The following is a 16,886-nucleotide window of genomic DNA, read 5'->3' as shown; positions in this document are numbered from 1 at the left end:
TTTTATTCACACGGATTTCACAGATTACACGGATTTAATGAGCAACATTAATCTGGGCAATCAGGGAAATCTGTGAGAATTATTCGCAGGGAGATTTTATTCACGCGGATTTCACAGATTACACGGATTTATAAAGCTAAGAAGAACGAAAAAGATCTTGGTCTGCCACAAATGAGAACGGAATTACCAATTCTAACAAAAACCAGGAAAAACCATTGCGTGATTCAAGGGCGTACCCTATGTTTCTTTCTGGTGCCAGTTTGCTACGAAGCGAGCTTCGGCAAACCGGCACCAGAAAGAAACAGCCTTCGTTCCTCAGGCTTGAATCACTTCAAGAAAACCAAGAAAACAGCTGACGCCTGACTTTAGCGTTGCGTCACCCAAAATCTCCTACATGTCAAATAAAGGCTTGATCTGCCCCTGCTCGTCGGTCAGAAATAAGGTTTTATTGATGATTTTACCATTGGGCAGCTTTACATATACAGTTGGAATCGTCTTGGCAATCTTTAGAACCTTGTCTACACTCATGTGTATGCCATATGATGGCAGCAGCCTCTGTAATTCCTTATATACTTTGTAAGCAATGAAGCAAATGCAGACATGCGCTTCGATACGTCTTTCGGTAAAATGGAACATAGGTCTCATCTCCAAATTGCCCTTGCTGATTCTAAAGGCACGTTCAACCACCCACAACCCGGTATACTGTTTTATGACATCCTCACCGCTTAAGTCTGTGTTGGTTATGTAGCCTTTCAGGCCATCCCACTTTGCATCCTCGTCAATTTTCTCTTGATTAATAGTGACTTCCACGCCCTTGCTTATTTCAAGGAATTTATTGTAGCCACGCTTGTTAATCTTGTCTTTTGTGATTTTTCCACTTTTGAATAAAGAAACCTCCATTTGAGACACTATACACCAAGCATAGCAACTAGCTCTTCTATATATTTAAGCATGGTTGCCGTACCCCATTTTCCACCATCTTTGGTTCTCACCTTCTTGTATTTTGAAAGGTATCTGAATATAGCCTTGTAAGAATATTTCTTGTTTGGTCCCAGCTTGACAAACTCATTCTTAACCCTTGTCGTTATGACGACGGAAAGGAAATTTATAAGTTCAGTGGCATATACGCTGTAGTCGGAATGCACGTTTACCGTGTCACGGTCAACGATATTCTTGTATAGCCAGAACAGAGTCTCCACAGACCATCGCTGGGAATAGGCTAAATAGACGGTCAATGGGTCAAGGTCAGCTTTTGACTTGAAGACAATCAGGCCGAAAAGGCCTTTCTTCTCGGCATAGCTTTCTGCCTTGAAATTATCTTTCTTGTTGGCATTCTGCACATATCCGATCTCCTGTTCGGAAGCAGCTTTCGGGTCGCGGAAAGAGTAGAGGTACTTGCCATTTGACATTTTTTGCTTCTTGTAGAGAATCGTGCCGTCCTTATAGTCTTTCAATGGCATTGTCGGCTCATCCATCTTGTAATTCTTTATGAACGCCGAGTTCTGCTTCAACGGTATCAGGTATGCCAGTCCTTCCATCTTATCGACTTTCTCAAACAACTTGTCGTTGTAGAAGCCCTTGTCGAAGACCATCAGACCGTTCTTAATCTCATACTCCGCTACAAAGTCGTCTATCGCCGTCTGATCCAGCATGTTGCCTGCGTAAGGTTTTGCCGCGATGGGCTCACGCGTCAATGGGTTGAAGGCATACAGCAGGCTGATGTCCTTGGAGCCCTTCTTAGCCCCCTTGCGCGAGAACTCCGAGAGGTTCCCCGTCTTGGCATTGTAGTCCTTGAGCATGCCGTCAATGACCATGTTACCGCCGGTAAATGTATTCACTCTATTGCGCATGAACTCACAGATAAGGGAGTACGCCTTGCCTATCTTCACAAGAAACCCGGACACTGCCGTCTCAGACAAATGCACTCCCGGATACATCTCTGATGCAAATGAGCAAAGATACTGTACCTGCAAGTCACGGTTCATGATGTCTCCATATGAAGCACGGAGCAAGGCTATGATATAGAGGCGCTTCGCATCGTCGAGATTCCAAACCTTGGCGAGTTCTTGAAGAAGTCCACTGCCGTACTTGTCACAGAGAGCCACCTCTCCATAATCTTTTATATCCACTCGATTTTTCTTGCGCATATACGAGCCCTCGACAAACTTTCCGTTTACAATTTCTCCTACCGTTCCTTTGTCTACGGGGACAGGCTTCCCGTTAATTCTTTTGCTCGTCCTTTTTATGACGACAAAACGACTGCCTCTCTGTCGGACTATCGTACTTTTGGGGCGGGCGACTGACTTTATCTCTTCTGGAATAGCCATAAATATGTATAGTATCTATATAATTAAAAGAACTATACAAAGGTACAAATAAATGGCCATATCTGCAAGAAATTACCAATAATATTGGCAAAAATAATTATGCAGAGACTAAAACAAGGGGAAGTTTAAACGGGCTTTCTACGAAAGAAAGCCCTTGCTAAGCCAGAAACGGCAAAGCAAGGGCCAAATTGTATAGTGTCTCAAATGGAGGTTTCTTTATTTGAATGACTTGCGCAGTCTTTCAACTCCTTTGTTGCGGTTGTAAGCATCTTTCTTGGCGCGCTTTTCGGAATAACTGACAACCAGTCTCTCGCCATCGCCGTGAGATGTCTCGTATACCTTCTTGTCCTCCTTTTCCAAGGCCAAAACCCAATCGCGTATTTTCACATTCTCATTCTTTATTCTCGCACCGATGACATATTTGTATTGGGCTGATTTAAGCAGTTCAATGTTTTTTGAGCTCATCAGACCAGCGTCTGCAACGACAACAAAATCCTTCAGGGAGAACTTCCTGACAAAATCGTCTATTACAGGTATCATGGTGAATCCTTCATACTGGCTTCCGTTGAATATGGAATATGACAAGGGGTAGCCATCTTCACTAACAAGCAGACCCAGTACAATTTGTGCCTCCTTACTCTTACCGTCCTTGGAGAATCCTGCCTGCCGCATGTCTGCCTCTGGGCCTGGCGATGCCTCGAAGTAAAGGGTGGTTACGTCGTAGAACATTATCTCTATCTTTCCACCGAGAATCTTCTTCGTATGTTCGACGCTTATCTGTTGTACAAGTTCCTGTCGGGTGTTGTAGAGCTTGTCCATATACCTGTATATTTGGAAATGGCTTATGTCTTCGTCGAAGTAAGACTTCAGGTAGGCAGAAGTAGCAAGCTTGCTTTGCGGCTCGCAACATCTGGCTATAACAAGATGCCTGAGAATGTCATCTCCCACCTTGTCAAAGCCTATGCTGTCATAGACACGTCCAAGTATAGTTTGAGGAGCGTTCAATAGGAATTTGCTTATGTGCGACAAGGCATAGTCAATATCGGCCTCTGTCTTGTCCGTCCCGTCAAAGTCCAAGTACTGCATACCTCCATAACGGCGGAGCCACAACTGTGCGTCCTTAACCAGCGCATCAGCTTCCTCATCAGTAGATGCCACACCAAACTTCTTTACTTCACGGAACTTGCCGCGGCTCTTGTCCACTACAATCACACTAATGGTGCCTGACCTATTCTTCTTTTTGCGTATAAACATGACGCAAAGGTAATCAAAATCGAGTTTGCGTCACCCTAAATTCAAGGGTAATTTTATAACTACTTCATTATCAAGTAGTTAAAAATGTAAATATTTTTTGCGCTAAAGTCAGGAGAATTATACGCAGGGAGATTTTATTCACACGGATTTCACAGATTACACGGATTTAATGAGCAACATTAATCTGGGCAATCAGGGAAATCTGTGAGAATTATTCGCAGGGAGATTTTATTCACGCGGATTTCACAGATTACACGGATTTATAAAGCTAAGAAGAACGAAAAAGATCTTGGTCTGCCACAAATGAGAACGGAATTACCAATTCTAACAAAAACCAGGAAAAACCATTGCGTGATTCAAGGGCGTACCCTATGTTTCTTTCTGGTGCCAGTTTGCTACGAAGCAAGCTTCGGCAAACCGGCACCAGAAAGAAACAGCCTTCGTTCCTCAGGCTTGAATCACTTCAAGAAAACCAAGAAAACAGCTGACGCCGCAGAGAGTAAATCATAAATCAATAAGGAACACAGTAATAAAGTAATAAATGCATTGAAAATCCAAATAAGACGGTGTAGAAAGAGGCAGGAAGAACGAAAAATCAATAGGACATAAATAATGAAAGTTTGCAGCACTCTGCCGCAGCAGGGGTGGGGTTTATCCCCATCCTCGCAGCTGCGTGGTTGCTACCTAAATTCTCGGCCGAAGTTGGTAGGGCTGGGATAAACCCAGCCCCTACGGTGGATGAATGCAACACATTGATTATCAATATGATGTTAATATTATCCCTTGGGCGTTAATGATTCCTTTGCAGGGGCGGGTAGGCAGGGTTAGAAGCCGTCCGGTAGGTCGAAAAACCGGATGACTGTCGTTAGGCTGTGTTGAAGGTTTTGCTTTATGTCAGCACCAAGATCCGACAGAGGCGGATTTGCCATTTGGGATTTGAGGGCGGTGAGAGGCCAGCCTCTCAAAGGACTCAAAGCCAAAATGGCAAAGGGCGAAAGCCTTTGGCGCTGAAACAAAGGGTTTTGTTGGTTTTGGTCTTAATGAAGGAACCGTTCTTTGTTAAAGGGTGGTTAAACTGAAAATGGGGAAACAAAAAACATGATAGATAAACCATAATGAGCTGAAAATCAAAATAGAGATCTAAGTTTTAATAAAAGTGATAAGTAAGAAATAAAAGGTAAGGAATGGAAATAACATAAAGTTAGAAACTGAAAGGAATAAGGTAGAGATTATGAAATATATTTACATAAAACAAAAGAAATAAGAATGGAGAAGAGAAGAGGGAAAGAAAAAGAGACAAAACGAGACGAATTACGTAAGGAGAAGAGGGACTGGAAAAGGGGGAACAGGGAACGAGTGAAAGGAAGTAGTAATAGGTATCAGGAAGAAACAATTCATTGATTTGTCGCCGATGGAGTAAGGAGGGGAGCGATGGATAAACAGAGACAGAAAAAGGAAAAAAGGAGGAAGAAAAAAGTAAAGAAAACGGAGAATAGACATGTAGAAAAAGGGTGAAAAAAAGACAAAAAAATGGAGAGAAAAAGGTCAAAATTGAGAAAAGGCGAAAAAACGGGTGAAATTAAAAATAGATTAAAAAAGTCGGAAAAATAGACGAGAAAAAATAAGGGGGTGAAAATCGGAGAAAATGGAAAAACGGAACTGAACGTAGAAAAAGTGTAGATGATGAAATGGAGGAAGAGGTTACAAAGAAGAGAAAATAATATCACTCATGGTGCAAAGAATCGTAAAGGGGAAAGATAAGAAAAGGGTGGGCGGATAGGGAGAAGGGAAGAAAAACGGTGGTGCGACAAAAAAGGAAGTTGTTTAGGAGAAAACGAGAGAGTAGGGTAGGGGAGTGGAGGTTGTAGAATGGTCTGTAAGTGGCTGATTGATTGGGTAGTTAAGGCCTAAATTAAAGTAGTTCGGCGACAAAAAAGTGAAAAATAGGGTTAAAATGAAGAATTGGTAGAAAATAAAGGTATTAAATGGCTGATAGACAGAAAGATGCAGAAAAAGTAAAAGTGATGTGAAGGGAGAAAGCTCCCAATACGTCGCGGTAGGATGTGAAGAGGATTGGGGCAGGAAAGAGAGGGAGAAATCCGTTTGGCGACAAAAAAGGAACATGTTTTGGTGGGGTTAAAGCGACAGATAGGGAAGGTCTGTGCGACAAAAAAGGAAGATAGACGAAAAGAGCTGATAAAATTGGTTGCGACAGATTGGGAGGTTCGTTGCGACAAAAAAGGAGCATTTTTCTGACGAAAAGATACTATAAAGTAGGAAAATAGGGAAGAATCAGGTAGCGACAGATTGGGAATATAAGGAAAAAGCTGTTGGCGACAAATAGGGAAGAAGATAGAAAAGGCAGATGGCGACAAAAAGGGAAGGTGGATTTTCAAGGAGATGCGACAAAAAGGGAGGGTGGATTTTCTGAATGGTGGCGACATATTGGGAGGGTGGATTATCAGTGGGGTGCGACAAAAAGGGAGGGTAGTTTTTGAAGGGGTGACGACAGAAAGGGAGGATGGAGAATTTGTGGGTAGCGACAGAAAGGGAAGGTGGAGTTTTGAGATAGTGAGACAGATAGGGAGGTTTTTATCGATTATGAAAGATATTTACATAATAGGGAATAAAAGGGGGAGTAATAGAGATGGAGTTGCGAAACGGGCCGTTTGAGGCGACAAAAAGGTAGGTTTTGGGCGATGAAATGAACCGAATGGGATGGCAAAACGGGTGAGATGGGAAGTGGCTGAATATCAAGGAGATAGGAGGAAAGAAGGAAAAGAAGAAAAAAGAGGACAAAGGTGGGGGAGGGAAGGAAGCAGAGAGGGTAGAGGGAGCCATAGGGAGCTTAGGCTCATAGGGAGGGATAGAGGCTCATGGGGAGGGATAGGCAAACATAGGGGGCATAGGCAAGCATAGGTGCTCACACGGCGGCTAAAGAAAGAGAAAAGGGACTAAGGGCAGCAAGGCAAAAGAAAAGCGATGGAGGGGGGCACCAGAACGAGGGGAAAGAGCACAGGGAGGGCAAGTTTGCTGTAGAAAACAAAGGCGCGGTGGTCAGCAGTGCGAGGGGGCGATAAAACGGTGAGAAATCAAAATCAAGAAAATAAAAAAAATAAAAACAAAAACCTTCAGAGAGTTAGAATATCTTTAAAAGAGTCATTAGTTAGAATTTATTTAGGGGGCTGTAAGTGGTTGAGGGAGAGTGTGATAGGAGGTTGACGGGCGACAGATTAGTAAGGTAGCGGCGACAGATTAGTAAAACGGTGCGACAGATTGGTAGGGTAGAGGCGACAGATTGGTAAGGAAAAAGAGGGGATGTGCGACAAATTGGTAGTTTTGGAGCGACGGATGGGGAAGAAGGAGGGGTTTTGAGGGAAAGATGTTTACAAAAGATGAGGTTAATGGGGTGGATGGGGTTAATGGGGTGGATGATGAGGAGGAGGAAAAAGAAAGGATGCTCCCTATGTGTCGGCGGATAAAGAGCTGAGGATGAGTGGATTAGAAAAAGGGCGACAAATAGGGATGGAAGTTGTCGCAGGGGAAAATGAGGAAGAACGACAAAAAAGGAAATTGCTCCGGAAAGAGGACAAAACGCTCCGGAGAGGAGGGCAGAGAGAGGGGAGCGGCGGGTTGTAACCCGCCGAACACGACAGCACAGACGAGAGAGAGGGGAAAGGAGGGCAGGGGGAGAGGGAAAAAGAGGGCAGAGAGAGGCGAGCGGGAGGGCAGCGAGAGGCGGGCGGCGGGTTGTAACCCGCCGAACACGACAGCAGAGACGAGAGAGAGGGGAAAGGAGGGCAGGGGGAGAGGGAAAGAGAGGGCAGAGAGAGGCGAGCGGGAGGGCAGCGAGAGGCGGGCGGCGGGTTGTAACCCGCCGAACACGACAGCAGAGACGAGAGAGAGGGGAAAGGAGGGCAGGGGGAGAGGGAAATAGAGGGCAGAGAGAGGCGAGCGGGAGGGCAGAGAGAGGGGAGCGGCGGGTTGTAACCCGCCGAACACGACAGCACAGACGAGAGAGAGGGGAAAGGAGGGACGAGCGAAGCAGGAGACGAGGATAGGCAAGAGGCGGGGCGAGAGGGAGGGGAAAGGAGGACATAGGGCGGGGAGATGGAGCATGGCGGGAGCTGTGGTTAGTGGTGGGTTGTTTTGGCGACGATGATGATGACGGCGGAGAGGATGAGTGCTATGCCGATGGCGAGGCGTAGGGAGAAGGCTTCGTCGAAGACGGTGACGCCGATGACGACGGCGGTGACGGGTTCGAGGGCGCCGAGGATTGCTGATGGTGTGGATCCGATATTCTTGATGGCGATATTCATGAGGAAGAGGGATAGGACGGTGGGCAGTAGGGCGAGTTGGATGGCGCATGTCCACTGTCGTGGGGTATGGAGGAGTTGGATGCTCTGGCCGGCGAGGAGAGAGAAGATGATGATGGCGGCGAGTCCGAAGAGGACTATCCAGAAGGTGAAGGTTACGGATGAGTAGGGATGGTGCCAGCGCTGTACGGCGATGATGTATATGGCGTAGAGGAGTGATGAGACGATGACGAGGGTGAGTCCGGCGGCCGACAGTTTGGCTGTTCCGTCGCCTCGGTAGAGTAGGGCGATGCCTGTTGTGGCGAGGGCTATGGACAGGGCAGTGAGCCATGATGCCCGTTCGTGGAAGAATACGACCATGAGTACGGCGACCATGATAGGATAGGAGAAGAGTATTGTGGAAGCTATTCCGGCGTCCATGAACAGGAAGGCGACGTAGAGTGCAGTCGACGACATGGCGAATATTGTTCCGAGGCATGCCAGTCGGATGAGGTGTCCGCGTTTTACGGTGAAGGGTACCTTTTTGACGACCATGAAGATGGCGAACATGGCCACTGCGAGTGCGTATCGGTAGAAGAGCACTGATGCCGAGTTGAATCCGTCGGCGTAGAGAGGCAGAGATCCGAGGGGGTTGGTGCCATAGAACATTGCGGCGAGGATACCTGCCGCGAAACCTTTGATTTTCAATGAGTTGCTGTTGTTTGTCGTCATTGTTATTTTAGTGTTGTTGTCGTTGGTGGGCAATAAAAAAAGCGCCACTGACAGATGTCTGTGACGCTTTTGGTAGTCGGTAAGAGAATCGAACTCTTATGCCAAGATTGAGAATCTTGTATCCTAACCGTTAGATGAACCGACCGTTAGTTGTTTGCGAATCCCTGGCGGAAGGAGGGGGATTCGAACCCCCGGTACGCGTAAATGCGCACGGCAGTTTAGCAAACTGCTGGTTTCAGCCACTCACCCATCCTTCCTTGGGACCTTGCGGCCTTCCTGACCAGACGTTTTCGTCAAACGCGGTGCAAAGGTACGAGGTTTTTTTTGTTCCTGCAAATTTTTTGGGATTTTTTTTGAGATTTTTTTTGAGGGGGGAGTTTAAGGGGGGGGAGGGCGGAGGATGGGGTGAATGAGAGGGCGGAGGGAGGCAGATAGGGGCAGATGGAGCGAGCAGGGGGATAGGGAGGGGAAATGTAAAGGAATCGGAGAGGCTACTAATTTGTCGCGGAGGGGAGGATGGGAAAATTCCACATTTGTCGCAGGGAAAGCGCAGACGGCGGAGGAAAAGGGGAGAACGGCGACAAAAAAGTGTAAAAAATAGTTAAAAGAAGGGAGAAAAGAAAGAGGAGGAGGGAGAAAAGGGAGGAAATGTAAAGAAAAATACAGAGGGGGGAAGGGCAGAGAGAGGCAGAGAGAGGCGGGCGGCGGGTTGTAACCCGCCGAACACGACAGCGGAGGCGAGAGAGAGGGGAAGGAGAGGACAGCGGAGGCGAGAGAGAGGGGAAGGAGAGGACAGCAGAGGCGAGAGAGAGGGGAAGGAGAGGACAGCAGAGGCGAGAGAGGGGGGAAGGAGAGGACAGCGGAGGCGAGAGAGAGGGGAAGGAGAGGACAGCGGAGGCGAGAGAGAGGGGGGAAGGAGAGGGGAAGGAGAGGGCAGAGGGAGGCAGAAGGAGAGGGCAGCGGCAGCGGGCAGGAGAGGGGAGAGAGGGCAACGGGCGGCAAGCGGCGGGGAGGAAAAGATGCTGACGGTCGACAAGAAATTACATTCTGACTGATGGTTTTCCATTTTGGAGATAAAGAAAGAAGAAGAAAACAGATTTTCTACAGAATTATTTTGTAATTTTGCAAACTAATGGAGATGTCAGAAATGAAAATATATGATTGAACTTAAACAGAGGGATGCTGCTGTGCGTCCTCACGTGCGATGGCTGATGCTTGTGGTGTTCTGTCTGATCACCTTTTTCGCCAACCGCGGAGCGTTGCCCACGGACATCATGGAGTCGCGGAATATCGTTACGGCGCGCGAGATGGTCAGCGACGGCAACTGGCTGATACCTACGATGAACGGCGAGCTCAGACTGGAGAAGCCCCCGTTGCCGACCTGGGTTGCCGGCGTTGTGGAGGAGTTCTTCCCCGACAGTCTGTCGGCTCAGCGTGCGGCCGCCGGTGTGATGGGTACGTTGTTGACGCTGTATCTGTTTCTGCTGATAAGGTATATATCTCGCCGCAGCGACCTTGCCGAGGCCACCGTCTTAGTGTTCATCACGTGCTACAACCTCGTGCTTATGGGCCGTTCTGCGACGTGGGACATCTACTGTCACGCCTTTATGATGGGCGGCATATACTACCTCACGCGGGCCGTGTACTATGACCGGCGCCGGTCGTTGCCGTTCTTCGCCTTGGCCGGCGTGTTCATGGGTCTGTCGTTCCTGAGCAAGGGACCGGTGTCGTTCTATGCCCTTCTGCTACCTTATATTATAGCCCTTGCGGCCGTTGCGCGTCCGTCGCTGCGTGGCCGCTGGGGTGGTGTGGCGCTGATGGTGGCGCTGATGGTCGTTGTCGGCGGCTGGTGGTATGTCTACCTGCTTGTGCTCCATCCCGTCGAGGCTCAGAGCGTATTCCATAAGGAGTCGGGGGCTTGGTCGAACCATAATGTGCGGCCGGTGTGGTACTACTGGCGTTTCTTCCTCGAGATGGGCGCGTGGAGCCTGCTGATGCTCGCCTCGCTGGCCATTCCCTACTGGAAACGCCATATCACCGTTAAGCGCGACTACCTCATAGCCATCACGTGGGCTGTGGCGTCGATAGTGCTGCTGTCGCTGATGCCCGAGAAGAAGACCCGCTACCTGCTGCCGTCGTTGGCTCCCTGCTCCTATGCCGTGGCTTGTCTGATAGTCCACTTCAAGGAGGGTCGCGGTCTCGATGCTTTCAGCCGCTGGCTGTTCAAGGTCAACGGTTGGTTCTTGGCTGTCGTCGTGGCCGCCCTGCCCGTGGTGGTATATTTCTTCGGTGTGCGCCGTGGGACGATGGATATGGCCGATGAGATGCTTGTGGCCATTGTGATGCTGATCATTGCCGTATGGCTGGCATGGTCGACGACGTGGAACCGCCCTGTGGCTATGGCCTCCGGCATTGCCGTCCTCTTTGCCTTTGTCGAGATATTCCTCCTTGGCGCCGTCGGAGCCGCGTTCACCAATCCCGATGCCAGGAGCATCAATGCCGTGTGCAGCGACAAGCGTGTGAACACCCTGCCGTTCTACCACCCCGCGAAGGAGGCCATCCGCATAGAGCTCGTCTATGAGGCCGAACGGAAAATCCTGCCCCTCGACATCGACGACAGCACGGCTGTGGCTCGTGCCCTGCCCTGTGCCCTCGTGACGAAACGGTGGGCGCGCGAGGAGCTGCCTGCGTGGCTGCTGCAGAGGGTCGACACCGTGGCCGTGGGCACCTACGACGACAATAAGCATCCCAAGTCGGACCGCCACTATACCTCCGACTTCATCAATCATGTAACAATATTGAAGCGAAAATGAACAAAACGAAAGATTACGAGCTGTCGATAATCATCCCCGTATACAACGAGGAGGATAATCTCGACAGAGTGGAAAAGGAGCTGTCGGCCTTTCTGCCCCACGCGCTGGTCAGGAGCTGTGTGCTCTTCGTCAACGACGGCAGCCGCGATACGAGTCTTGACCGCATCAAGGCCATCTGCTCGCGTCACGACGACTTCTTCTATATCAGCTCAACGGCCAACCACGGCTTGAGCACCGCTATGAAGGCCGGCATCGATGCCATCGAGAGTCGGCTGACAGGATATATCGACTCCGACCTCCAGACGAATCCCGAGGACTTCAACCTACTGCTCGAGTATGCTGCTGACTATCAGCTTGTTGCCGGAATCCGTGCCAAGCGCAAGGACACGTTCTTCAAGCGCCTGCAGTCGAAGATTGCCAATGGTTTCCGTCGTTCTATGACCGGCGACACGGCCACCGACACCGGCTGTCCGCTGAAGGTGATGTGGAGCAGCTACGCCAAGCGGTTGCCGTTTTTCGACGGCATGCACCGTTTCCTTCCCGCGCTGATGATGCTCGAGGAGGGACGGTTCAAGGAGCTGCCCGTTCGCCACTACCCCCGCACCGCGGGAGTGTCGAAATACCACCTGTGGAACCGTCTGAAGGGGCCTTTCCTCGACTGCTTCGCCTATCGGTGGATGAAGAAGCGGTACATAAGGTATCACGTCGACGAGTCAAATATCGGTTGAGATGCAGGTATCATCGTTCTACGTCTATGCTATCGGCTTTGTGGCCCAGGGCTTCTTCTCGGCGCGCATGCTCATCCAGTGGATACTCTCGGAGCGTGCCCGCCGCGTGGTGTCGCCCAATGCCTACTGGCTGTGCAGTCTCGTGGGCAGCATCCTGCTGTTCGTCTACGGGTGGCTGCGCGACGACTTCGCCATCATCTTCGGACAGGTAATCTCCTACTACATATATATATGGAACCTCGACATCAAAGGCGTGTGGCACCGGGTGCCGTTGGCACTGCGCGTCGGCGTGACATCGCTGCCGTTCCTGGCTTTCGGGATGATGCTCCACGATATTCCCGCCTTTGTCGACAGCTTCTTCCATAACGAGTCGGTATCGCTGCCGCTGCTCGTGTGGGGGTCGGCGGGACAGGTCATCTTCACCCTCCGCTTCGTCTACCAGTGGTACTACAGCTACCGCCGCCACGAGTCTATCCTGCCGGTGTGGTTCTGGATTATCAGTCTCGTGGGCAGTGCGATCATCGTGAGCTATGGTGCTTTCCGCCTCGACCCCGTGCTCATCGTGGGTCAGTCGGTGGGATTTTTCACCTACTCGCGGAATATAGTGATATACAAAAAAAATAAAGGCAAACAATGAAGATTCTTATTACCGGCGCGGCCGGCTTTATCGGTCACAAGATGGTTAAGGTTCTTGCCGCCGAGGGTGCCGAAATTATTGGCATCGACAATATCAACGACTACTACAGTCCTGCGCTCAAGGAGGCCCGACTTCGCGACCTGGCGCCGCTGCCCCGTTTTCGTTTTGTGAAGATGGACCTCGCCGACCGTGAGGCCATCGCCCGTCTCTTTGCCGAGGAGCATTTCACCCACGTGCTGAACCTCGGTGGTCAGGCCGGTGTGCGCTATTCGATAGAGAATCCATATACGTATATCGAGTCGAATATCGTGGGCTTCCTGAATATCCTCGAGGGCTGCCGCCACGGTGGTCGGCCGCGGCTCGTCTATGCGAGCTCGAGCAGCGTCTACGGTATGGACCCTCACGTGCCGTTCAGCGAGAGCGACCGCACCGATGCACCCGTAAGTCTCTATGCAGCAACGAAGAAGAGCTCCGAGGAGATGGCCTACGCCTACAGCAAGCTCTTCGGCATCCAGACCGTCGGTCTGCGCTTCTTCACCGTCTATGGTCCGTGGGGCCGTCCCGATATGGCTCCGATGAAATTCATGAAAGCCATCATGGAAGGTCGGACAATCGACGTATATAATAATGGCGACATGCTTCGCGACTTCACCTATATCGACGATATCGCCGAGGGTGTGCGGCGTGTGCTCCATGCCACCGACGATCGTGCGGTGCCGTATAAGATATATAATATCGGCAACAGCGAGCCCGTGCGCCTCCTCGACTTTATCCGTGCCATCGAGGACGTTACGGGCTGTAAGGCCCGGATGCGCATGCTGCCGATGCAGGCCGGCGATGTTGTGCGCACCTATGCCGACACGTCGCTCCTCGAGCACGACTTCAGCTATAAGCCCTCGACACCGATACGCGAGGGTCTCGAGAGGCTCTATGAGTGGATAAGGGGGTATGGGGCCATTTGACGCATTGGCAGTGTCGAGGCTACTTATAAATTAGGAAAAAAACAATAAAAGCCTTTGTGGCAGCGCAATTGGCCCAGTGTCAGTCTGTTGATTGATAGACCAAAACCGGGAAAACCCTTTGTGTCAGCGCAGTTGGCCCCTAATTCATTCAGTGCCAGTCTGTTGATTGATAGACCAAAACCAATGAACTCCATTGTATCAGCGCAATTGGCCCCTAATTCATTCAGTGCCAGTGATTGGTAGACCAAAACCGGAAAAACCCTTTGCGTCAGCGCCAAGGGCTTTCGCCCTTTGCCATTCGGGGTACTGAGGACTTGTGAGAGGCTGGGCCTCTCACCGCCATCAGTCCCCCGAATGGCAGATCCTCCTCCGTCGGATCTTGGCGCTGACACAAAGGAAAACCATCAAAACAGGCTATCGCGATGCGATTGTCTTTCCCGTTATTCTGTATATCGGGTGTGAGTTAATGATCCCTTTGCGGGCTGCTACTGTAAACGTCCATCGTTTATGTCCGTTGTTCTGTATATTGGGTGTGCGTTAATGATTCCTTTGCAGGGCGGCCCTTGTGGCCGTCATTACAGGTGCTGCACCTATCCGCACCCTGCAACCGCCCTGTGCAGCTTGCCCTTTGCCCTCTACGGCCCCTAACTCTGCTATCCGCCCTGCCAATGGGTCACGCTGGCAATCCGCTGATAACTAATGAGTTGCATAAAGTAGGGGTGGGGTTTATCCCCACCCTACCAGCTACGGGGCAATTACCTTAATTCTCGTCCGCCTCAGCTAGGGTGGGGATAAACCCCACCCCTACGGCGGTTGAATGCTGCAACATGCTAATTATCAATGTGTTGCATGCGTCTATTTGCCAGGCGTTAGTAAACGGGTTTAGTGGTTGATTGCAGAGATTCGGTCTGACGACCGACCGGACGGCCCCTAACCCTACCTATCCGCACCCTGCAATCGCCCTATGCTGCTTGTCCGTTGTTTGCGGACGGCCACGAGGGCCGCCCCTGCAACCGCGCTGTGCTGTTTATCCGTTGTTTGCCGACAGTCCATAACCTTACCTACCCGCACTGTGCCGCTTGTTAGTGGGCTCGGACTGCCATAGACTCAATTTAATCGTATGGGTGTATGACATTCTGCGGCATCAGCGGTTTTGTTGGTTTTACTTGCAATCGCAAGAGGTTTTTTTGGTTTTTGTCAGAAGAGATTGTGCATCCCTTCGTTAGAAGAGAGTCCGCATTCTTTTTATCAGAAGAGGGTATGCATCCCTTTTTTGTCAGAAGAGATTGTGCATCCTTTCGTCAGAAGAGAGTCCGCATTCTTTTTGTCAGAAGAGGGTATGCATCCTTTTTTGTCAGAAGAGATTGTGCATCCTTTTGTCAGAAGAGAGTCCGCATTCTTTTTGTCAGAAGAGGGTATGCATCCTTTTTTGTCAGAAGAGATTGTGCATCCCTTCGTCAGAAGAGAGTCCGCATTCTTTTTGTCTGAAGAGGGTATGCATCCCTTTTTGTCAGAAGAGATTGTGCATCTCTGCCTTTTGCTCAGATGATTATAGTTCTGAACCAGTCGCGGAGGAGTCCGTGGTAGCGGTTCTGGCTGTCGGCGCAGAGGATGACGACCTGACGGCCGTCGTCGAGCTTAGGGCCGAGGGCCATACCCTCGTAATTGGCTAAGGTGAAGTCGTCGACGTTCAGTTGCGTGCGCCATCCGGTTATGAACTGCTTGTCCTGCGATCCTGGTTTGAACCTGAAGATTTTGTTTACCACCCACGAGCCGATGCCTGCCGGTGCCACGAGGAATTCGCGCTCGAGGACGAGGAGGGTGCCGTCGCCGAGGGCCAGAAGCTCTGCCACGCCGAAGGCATGGTGGTTGTCGCCGATTTTCACCTCCGACAGCGGGTCGTCCATAACATAGGTATAATAAGCCTGTTCGTCGAGCGATGGCGAGAGTTTCACTATCGTCACCATCTGTCCGGGGTCGCCCCGCAGCGGTCCCTCGTCGCAGGTGTAGAGGCAGTCGGCCGAGGGGTCGTAGGTGAGGCTCTCTATCGTTCTGTTGCTGATGCCACGTCGTACGAACTCGCTGATAGCGTGGCGGTTAAGGCGTTGGCCGTTGAGGGCGTCGAACTCCTCTATCGTCGACGTGTCCTCGTTGCCGATATAAATATGATGACGGTTGTGGTCGAAGGCTACGGCCTCCTCGTCCTCGTTATCCTTTCCTAAATTTCGGAATCCGTTGTTGCGTATGTCGGTGATTTCGCCTTTTTTGTTTATCTCGATGGTGAAATTGTAATATCCCTTTGGCGTTCCGAAGTCGGAGATGACGGCATACCTGTTTCCTACGAGTCGGACGAGTCCGCTGTAGTTCCCCGGCGGCACCTTTGTGGCGTTGTATTGTGCGCTCACCCAGATATAATCCGACACGTCGCCGGCGAGCATCGATGATCCCGTGAGTAGGATGTATGGGTGCTTGGCGGTGTCGGGCTGATTCTCTGCCGGTGCGTGGAAATAGCTGAAGATCATCACGCCGATGATAATGATTGTCGCTGCCGATATGGGCAGAATAAATTCCTTGTTCCTGAAAGTCATGTGTTCGCGTAATTGAGATTGGGCTGCAAAGGTAGTGATTTTTAGGGAATTAGATGAGAAAAGGGAAAGAAATTTTTGATTGGGGCGATGGGGAGGGGAAACCCTTTGTGTCAGCGCAATTAACTCCTATTTCATTCAGTGCCAGTGATAGATAGACCAAAACGAATAAAACCCTTTGTGGCAACGCAATCACCCCCTATTTCATTCAGTGCCAGTGATAGATAGACCAAAACGAATAAAACCCTTAGTGTCAGCGCAGTTGGCCCCTAATTCATTCAGTGCCAGTGATTGGTAGACCAAAACCAATGAACTCCATTGTATCAGCGCAATTGGCCCCTAATTCATTCAGTGCCAGTCTGTTGATTGGTAGACCAAAACCAATGAACTCCATTGTATCAGCGCAATTGGCCCCTAATTCATTCAGTGCCAGTGATTGGTAGACCAAAACCGGAAAAACCCTGTTGTCAGCGCCAAGGGCTTTCGCCCTTTGCCATTCGGGGTACTGAGGACTTGTGAGAGGCTGGACCTCTCACGGCCCTCAGTACCCCGA

Annotated in this window: 10 protein-coding genes, 2 tRNA genes and 2 pseudogenes; 7 read left to right on the top strand and 7 right to left on the bottom strand. The window is 50.2% G+C overall.

From position 1 onward, the window contains the following. Nucleotides 1–390: 390 nt before the first annotated feature. From LDN30_RS13595 to LDN30_RS13585, 3 genes and pseudogenes are all read right to left on the bottom strand, one after another. Nucleotides 391–885 (bottom strand): annotated as a pseudogene (locus LDN30_RS13595) (IS1634 family transposase); the annotation flags it as partial. A gap of 23 nt (nucleotides 886–908) precedes the next feature. After that, nucleotides 909–2,327, bottom strand: a complete 1,419-nt coding sequence (locus tag LDN30_RS13590; RefSeq protein ID WP_223929844.1) for a transposase — start codon at nucleotides 2,325–2,327, stop codon at nucleotides 909–911. Between the two features lie 219 nt (nucleotides 2,328–2,546). Continuing rightward, nucleotides 2,547–3,581, bottom strand: a pseudogene (locus LDN30_RS13585) (IS1634 family transposase); the annotation flags it as partial. A 1,266-nt stretch (nucleotides 3,582–4,847) separates the two neighbouring features. Here LDN30_RS13585 and LDN30_RS16425 point away from each other — a divergent pair. From LDN30_RS16425 to LDN30_RS13575, 3 genes are all read left to right on the top strand, one after another. Beyond that, entirely contained in the window at nucleotides 4,848–4,982 is a 135-nt protein-coding gene (locus LDN30_RS16425) for a hypothetical protein (RefSeq protein WP_262901945.1), read from the top strand. Nucleotides 4,983–5,999: 1,017 nt separating this feature from the next. Further along, on the top strand, nucleotides 6,000–6,254 hold the full coding sequence (locus tag LDN30_RS13580) for a hypothetical protein (RefSeq protein ID WP_223929840.1): 255 nt from the start codon (nucleotides 6,000–6,002) through the stop codon (nucleotides 6,252–6,254). Between the two features lie 874 nt (nucleotides 6,255–7,128). Then, the gene (locus tag LDN30_RS13575; protein WP_223929838.1) at nucleotides 7,129–7,518 is read left to right on the top strand and encodes a hypothetical protein; all 390 of its coding nucleotides are present in this window, start codon (nucleotides 7,129–7,131) and stop codon (nucleotides 7,516–7,518) included. 196 nt (nucleotides 7,519–7,714) lie between these two features. Here the strand turns inward: LDN30_RS13575 and LDN30_RS13570 are convergent, their stop codons facing one another. The 3 genes from LDN30_RS13570 to LDN30_RS13560 form a co-directional block, all read right to left on the bottom strand. Then, complete coding sequence (locus LDN30_RS13570; RefSeq protein WP_223927284.1) at nucleotides 7,715–8,608, bottom strand: DMT family transporter; 894 nt, start codon at nucleotides 8,606–8,608, stop codon at nucleotides 7,715–7,717. Nucleotides 8,609–8,678: 70 nt separating this feature from the next. Then, nucleotides 8,679–8,753 (bottom strand) — tRNA-Glu (locus LDN30_RS13565). Nucleotides 8,754–8,773: 20 nt separating this feature from the next. Then, nucleotides 8,774–8,865, bottom strand: a tRNA-Ser gene (locus LDN30_RS13560). A 900-nt stretch (nucleotides 8,866–9,765) separates the two neighbouring features. Here LDN30_RS13560 and LDN30_RS13555 point away from each other — a divergent pair. The 4 genes from LDN30_RS13555 to LDN30_RS13540 are packed head-to-tail and all read left to right on the top strand — an operon-like array spanning nucleotide 9,766 to nucleotide 13,748. After that, on the top strand, nucleotides 9,766–11,421 hold the full coding sequence (locus LDN30_RS13555; RefSeq protein WP_223927283.1) for an ArnT family glycosyltransferase: 1,656 nt from the start codon (nucleotides 9,766–9,768) through the stop codon (nucleotides 11,419–11,421). Then, a complete protein-coding gene (locus LDN30_RS13550) occupies nucleotides 11,418–12,149 on the top strand; it encodes a glycosyltransferase family 2 protein (protein WP_223927282.1) in 732 nt (243 codons plus the stop codon). Before LDN30_RS13555 ends, LDN30_RS13550 begins: the two co-directional genes overlap by 4 nt. A 1-nt stretch (nucleotide 12,150) precedes the next feature. Further along, nucleotides 12,151–12,786 carry a lipid-A-disaccharide synthase N-terminal domain-containing protein gene (locus LDN30_RS13545; protein WP_223927281.1) on the top strand — a complete coding sequence of 212 codons (636 nt, stop codon included), beginning with the start codon at nucleotides 12,151–12,153 and terminating at the stop codon, nucleotides 12,784–12,786. After that, a complete protein-coding gene (locus tag LDN30_RS13540; protein WP_223927280.1) occupies nucleotides 12,783–13,748 on the top strand; it encodes an SDR family NAD(P)-dependent oxidoreductase in 966 nt (321 codons plus the stop codon). The genes LDN30_RS13545 and LDN30_RS13540 overlap by 4 nt, the downstream gene beginning before the upstream one ends. A 1,541-nt stretch (nucleotides 13,749–15,289) precedes the next feature. On the opposite strand, the gene LDN30_RS13535 is transcribed toward LDN30_RS13540, so the two are convergent. Beyond that, nucleotides 15,290–16,336, bottom strand: coding sequence for an esterase-like activity of phytase family protein (locus tag LDN30_RS13535; RefSeq protein ID WP_223929836.1), 1,047 nt, complete (start codon nucleotides 16,334–16,336; stop codon nucleotides 15,290–15,292). Between the last annotated feature and the right edge of the window lie 550 nt (nucleotides 16,337–16,886).

The organism is Prevotella lacticifex (assembly GCF_019973375.1).
Lineage (GTDB): Bacteria > Bacteroidota > Bacteroidia > Bacteroidales > Bacteroidaceae > Prevotella > Prevotella lacticifex.
Note: the sequence above shows the minus strand (reverse complement) of the source record. Positions and strands in the feature narration are given on the sequence as shown.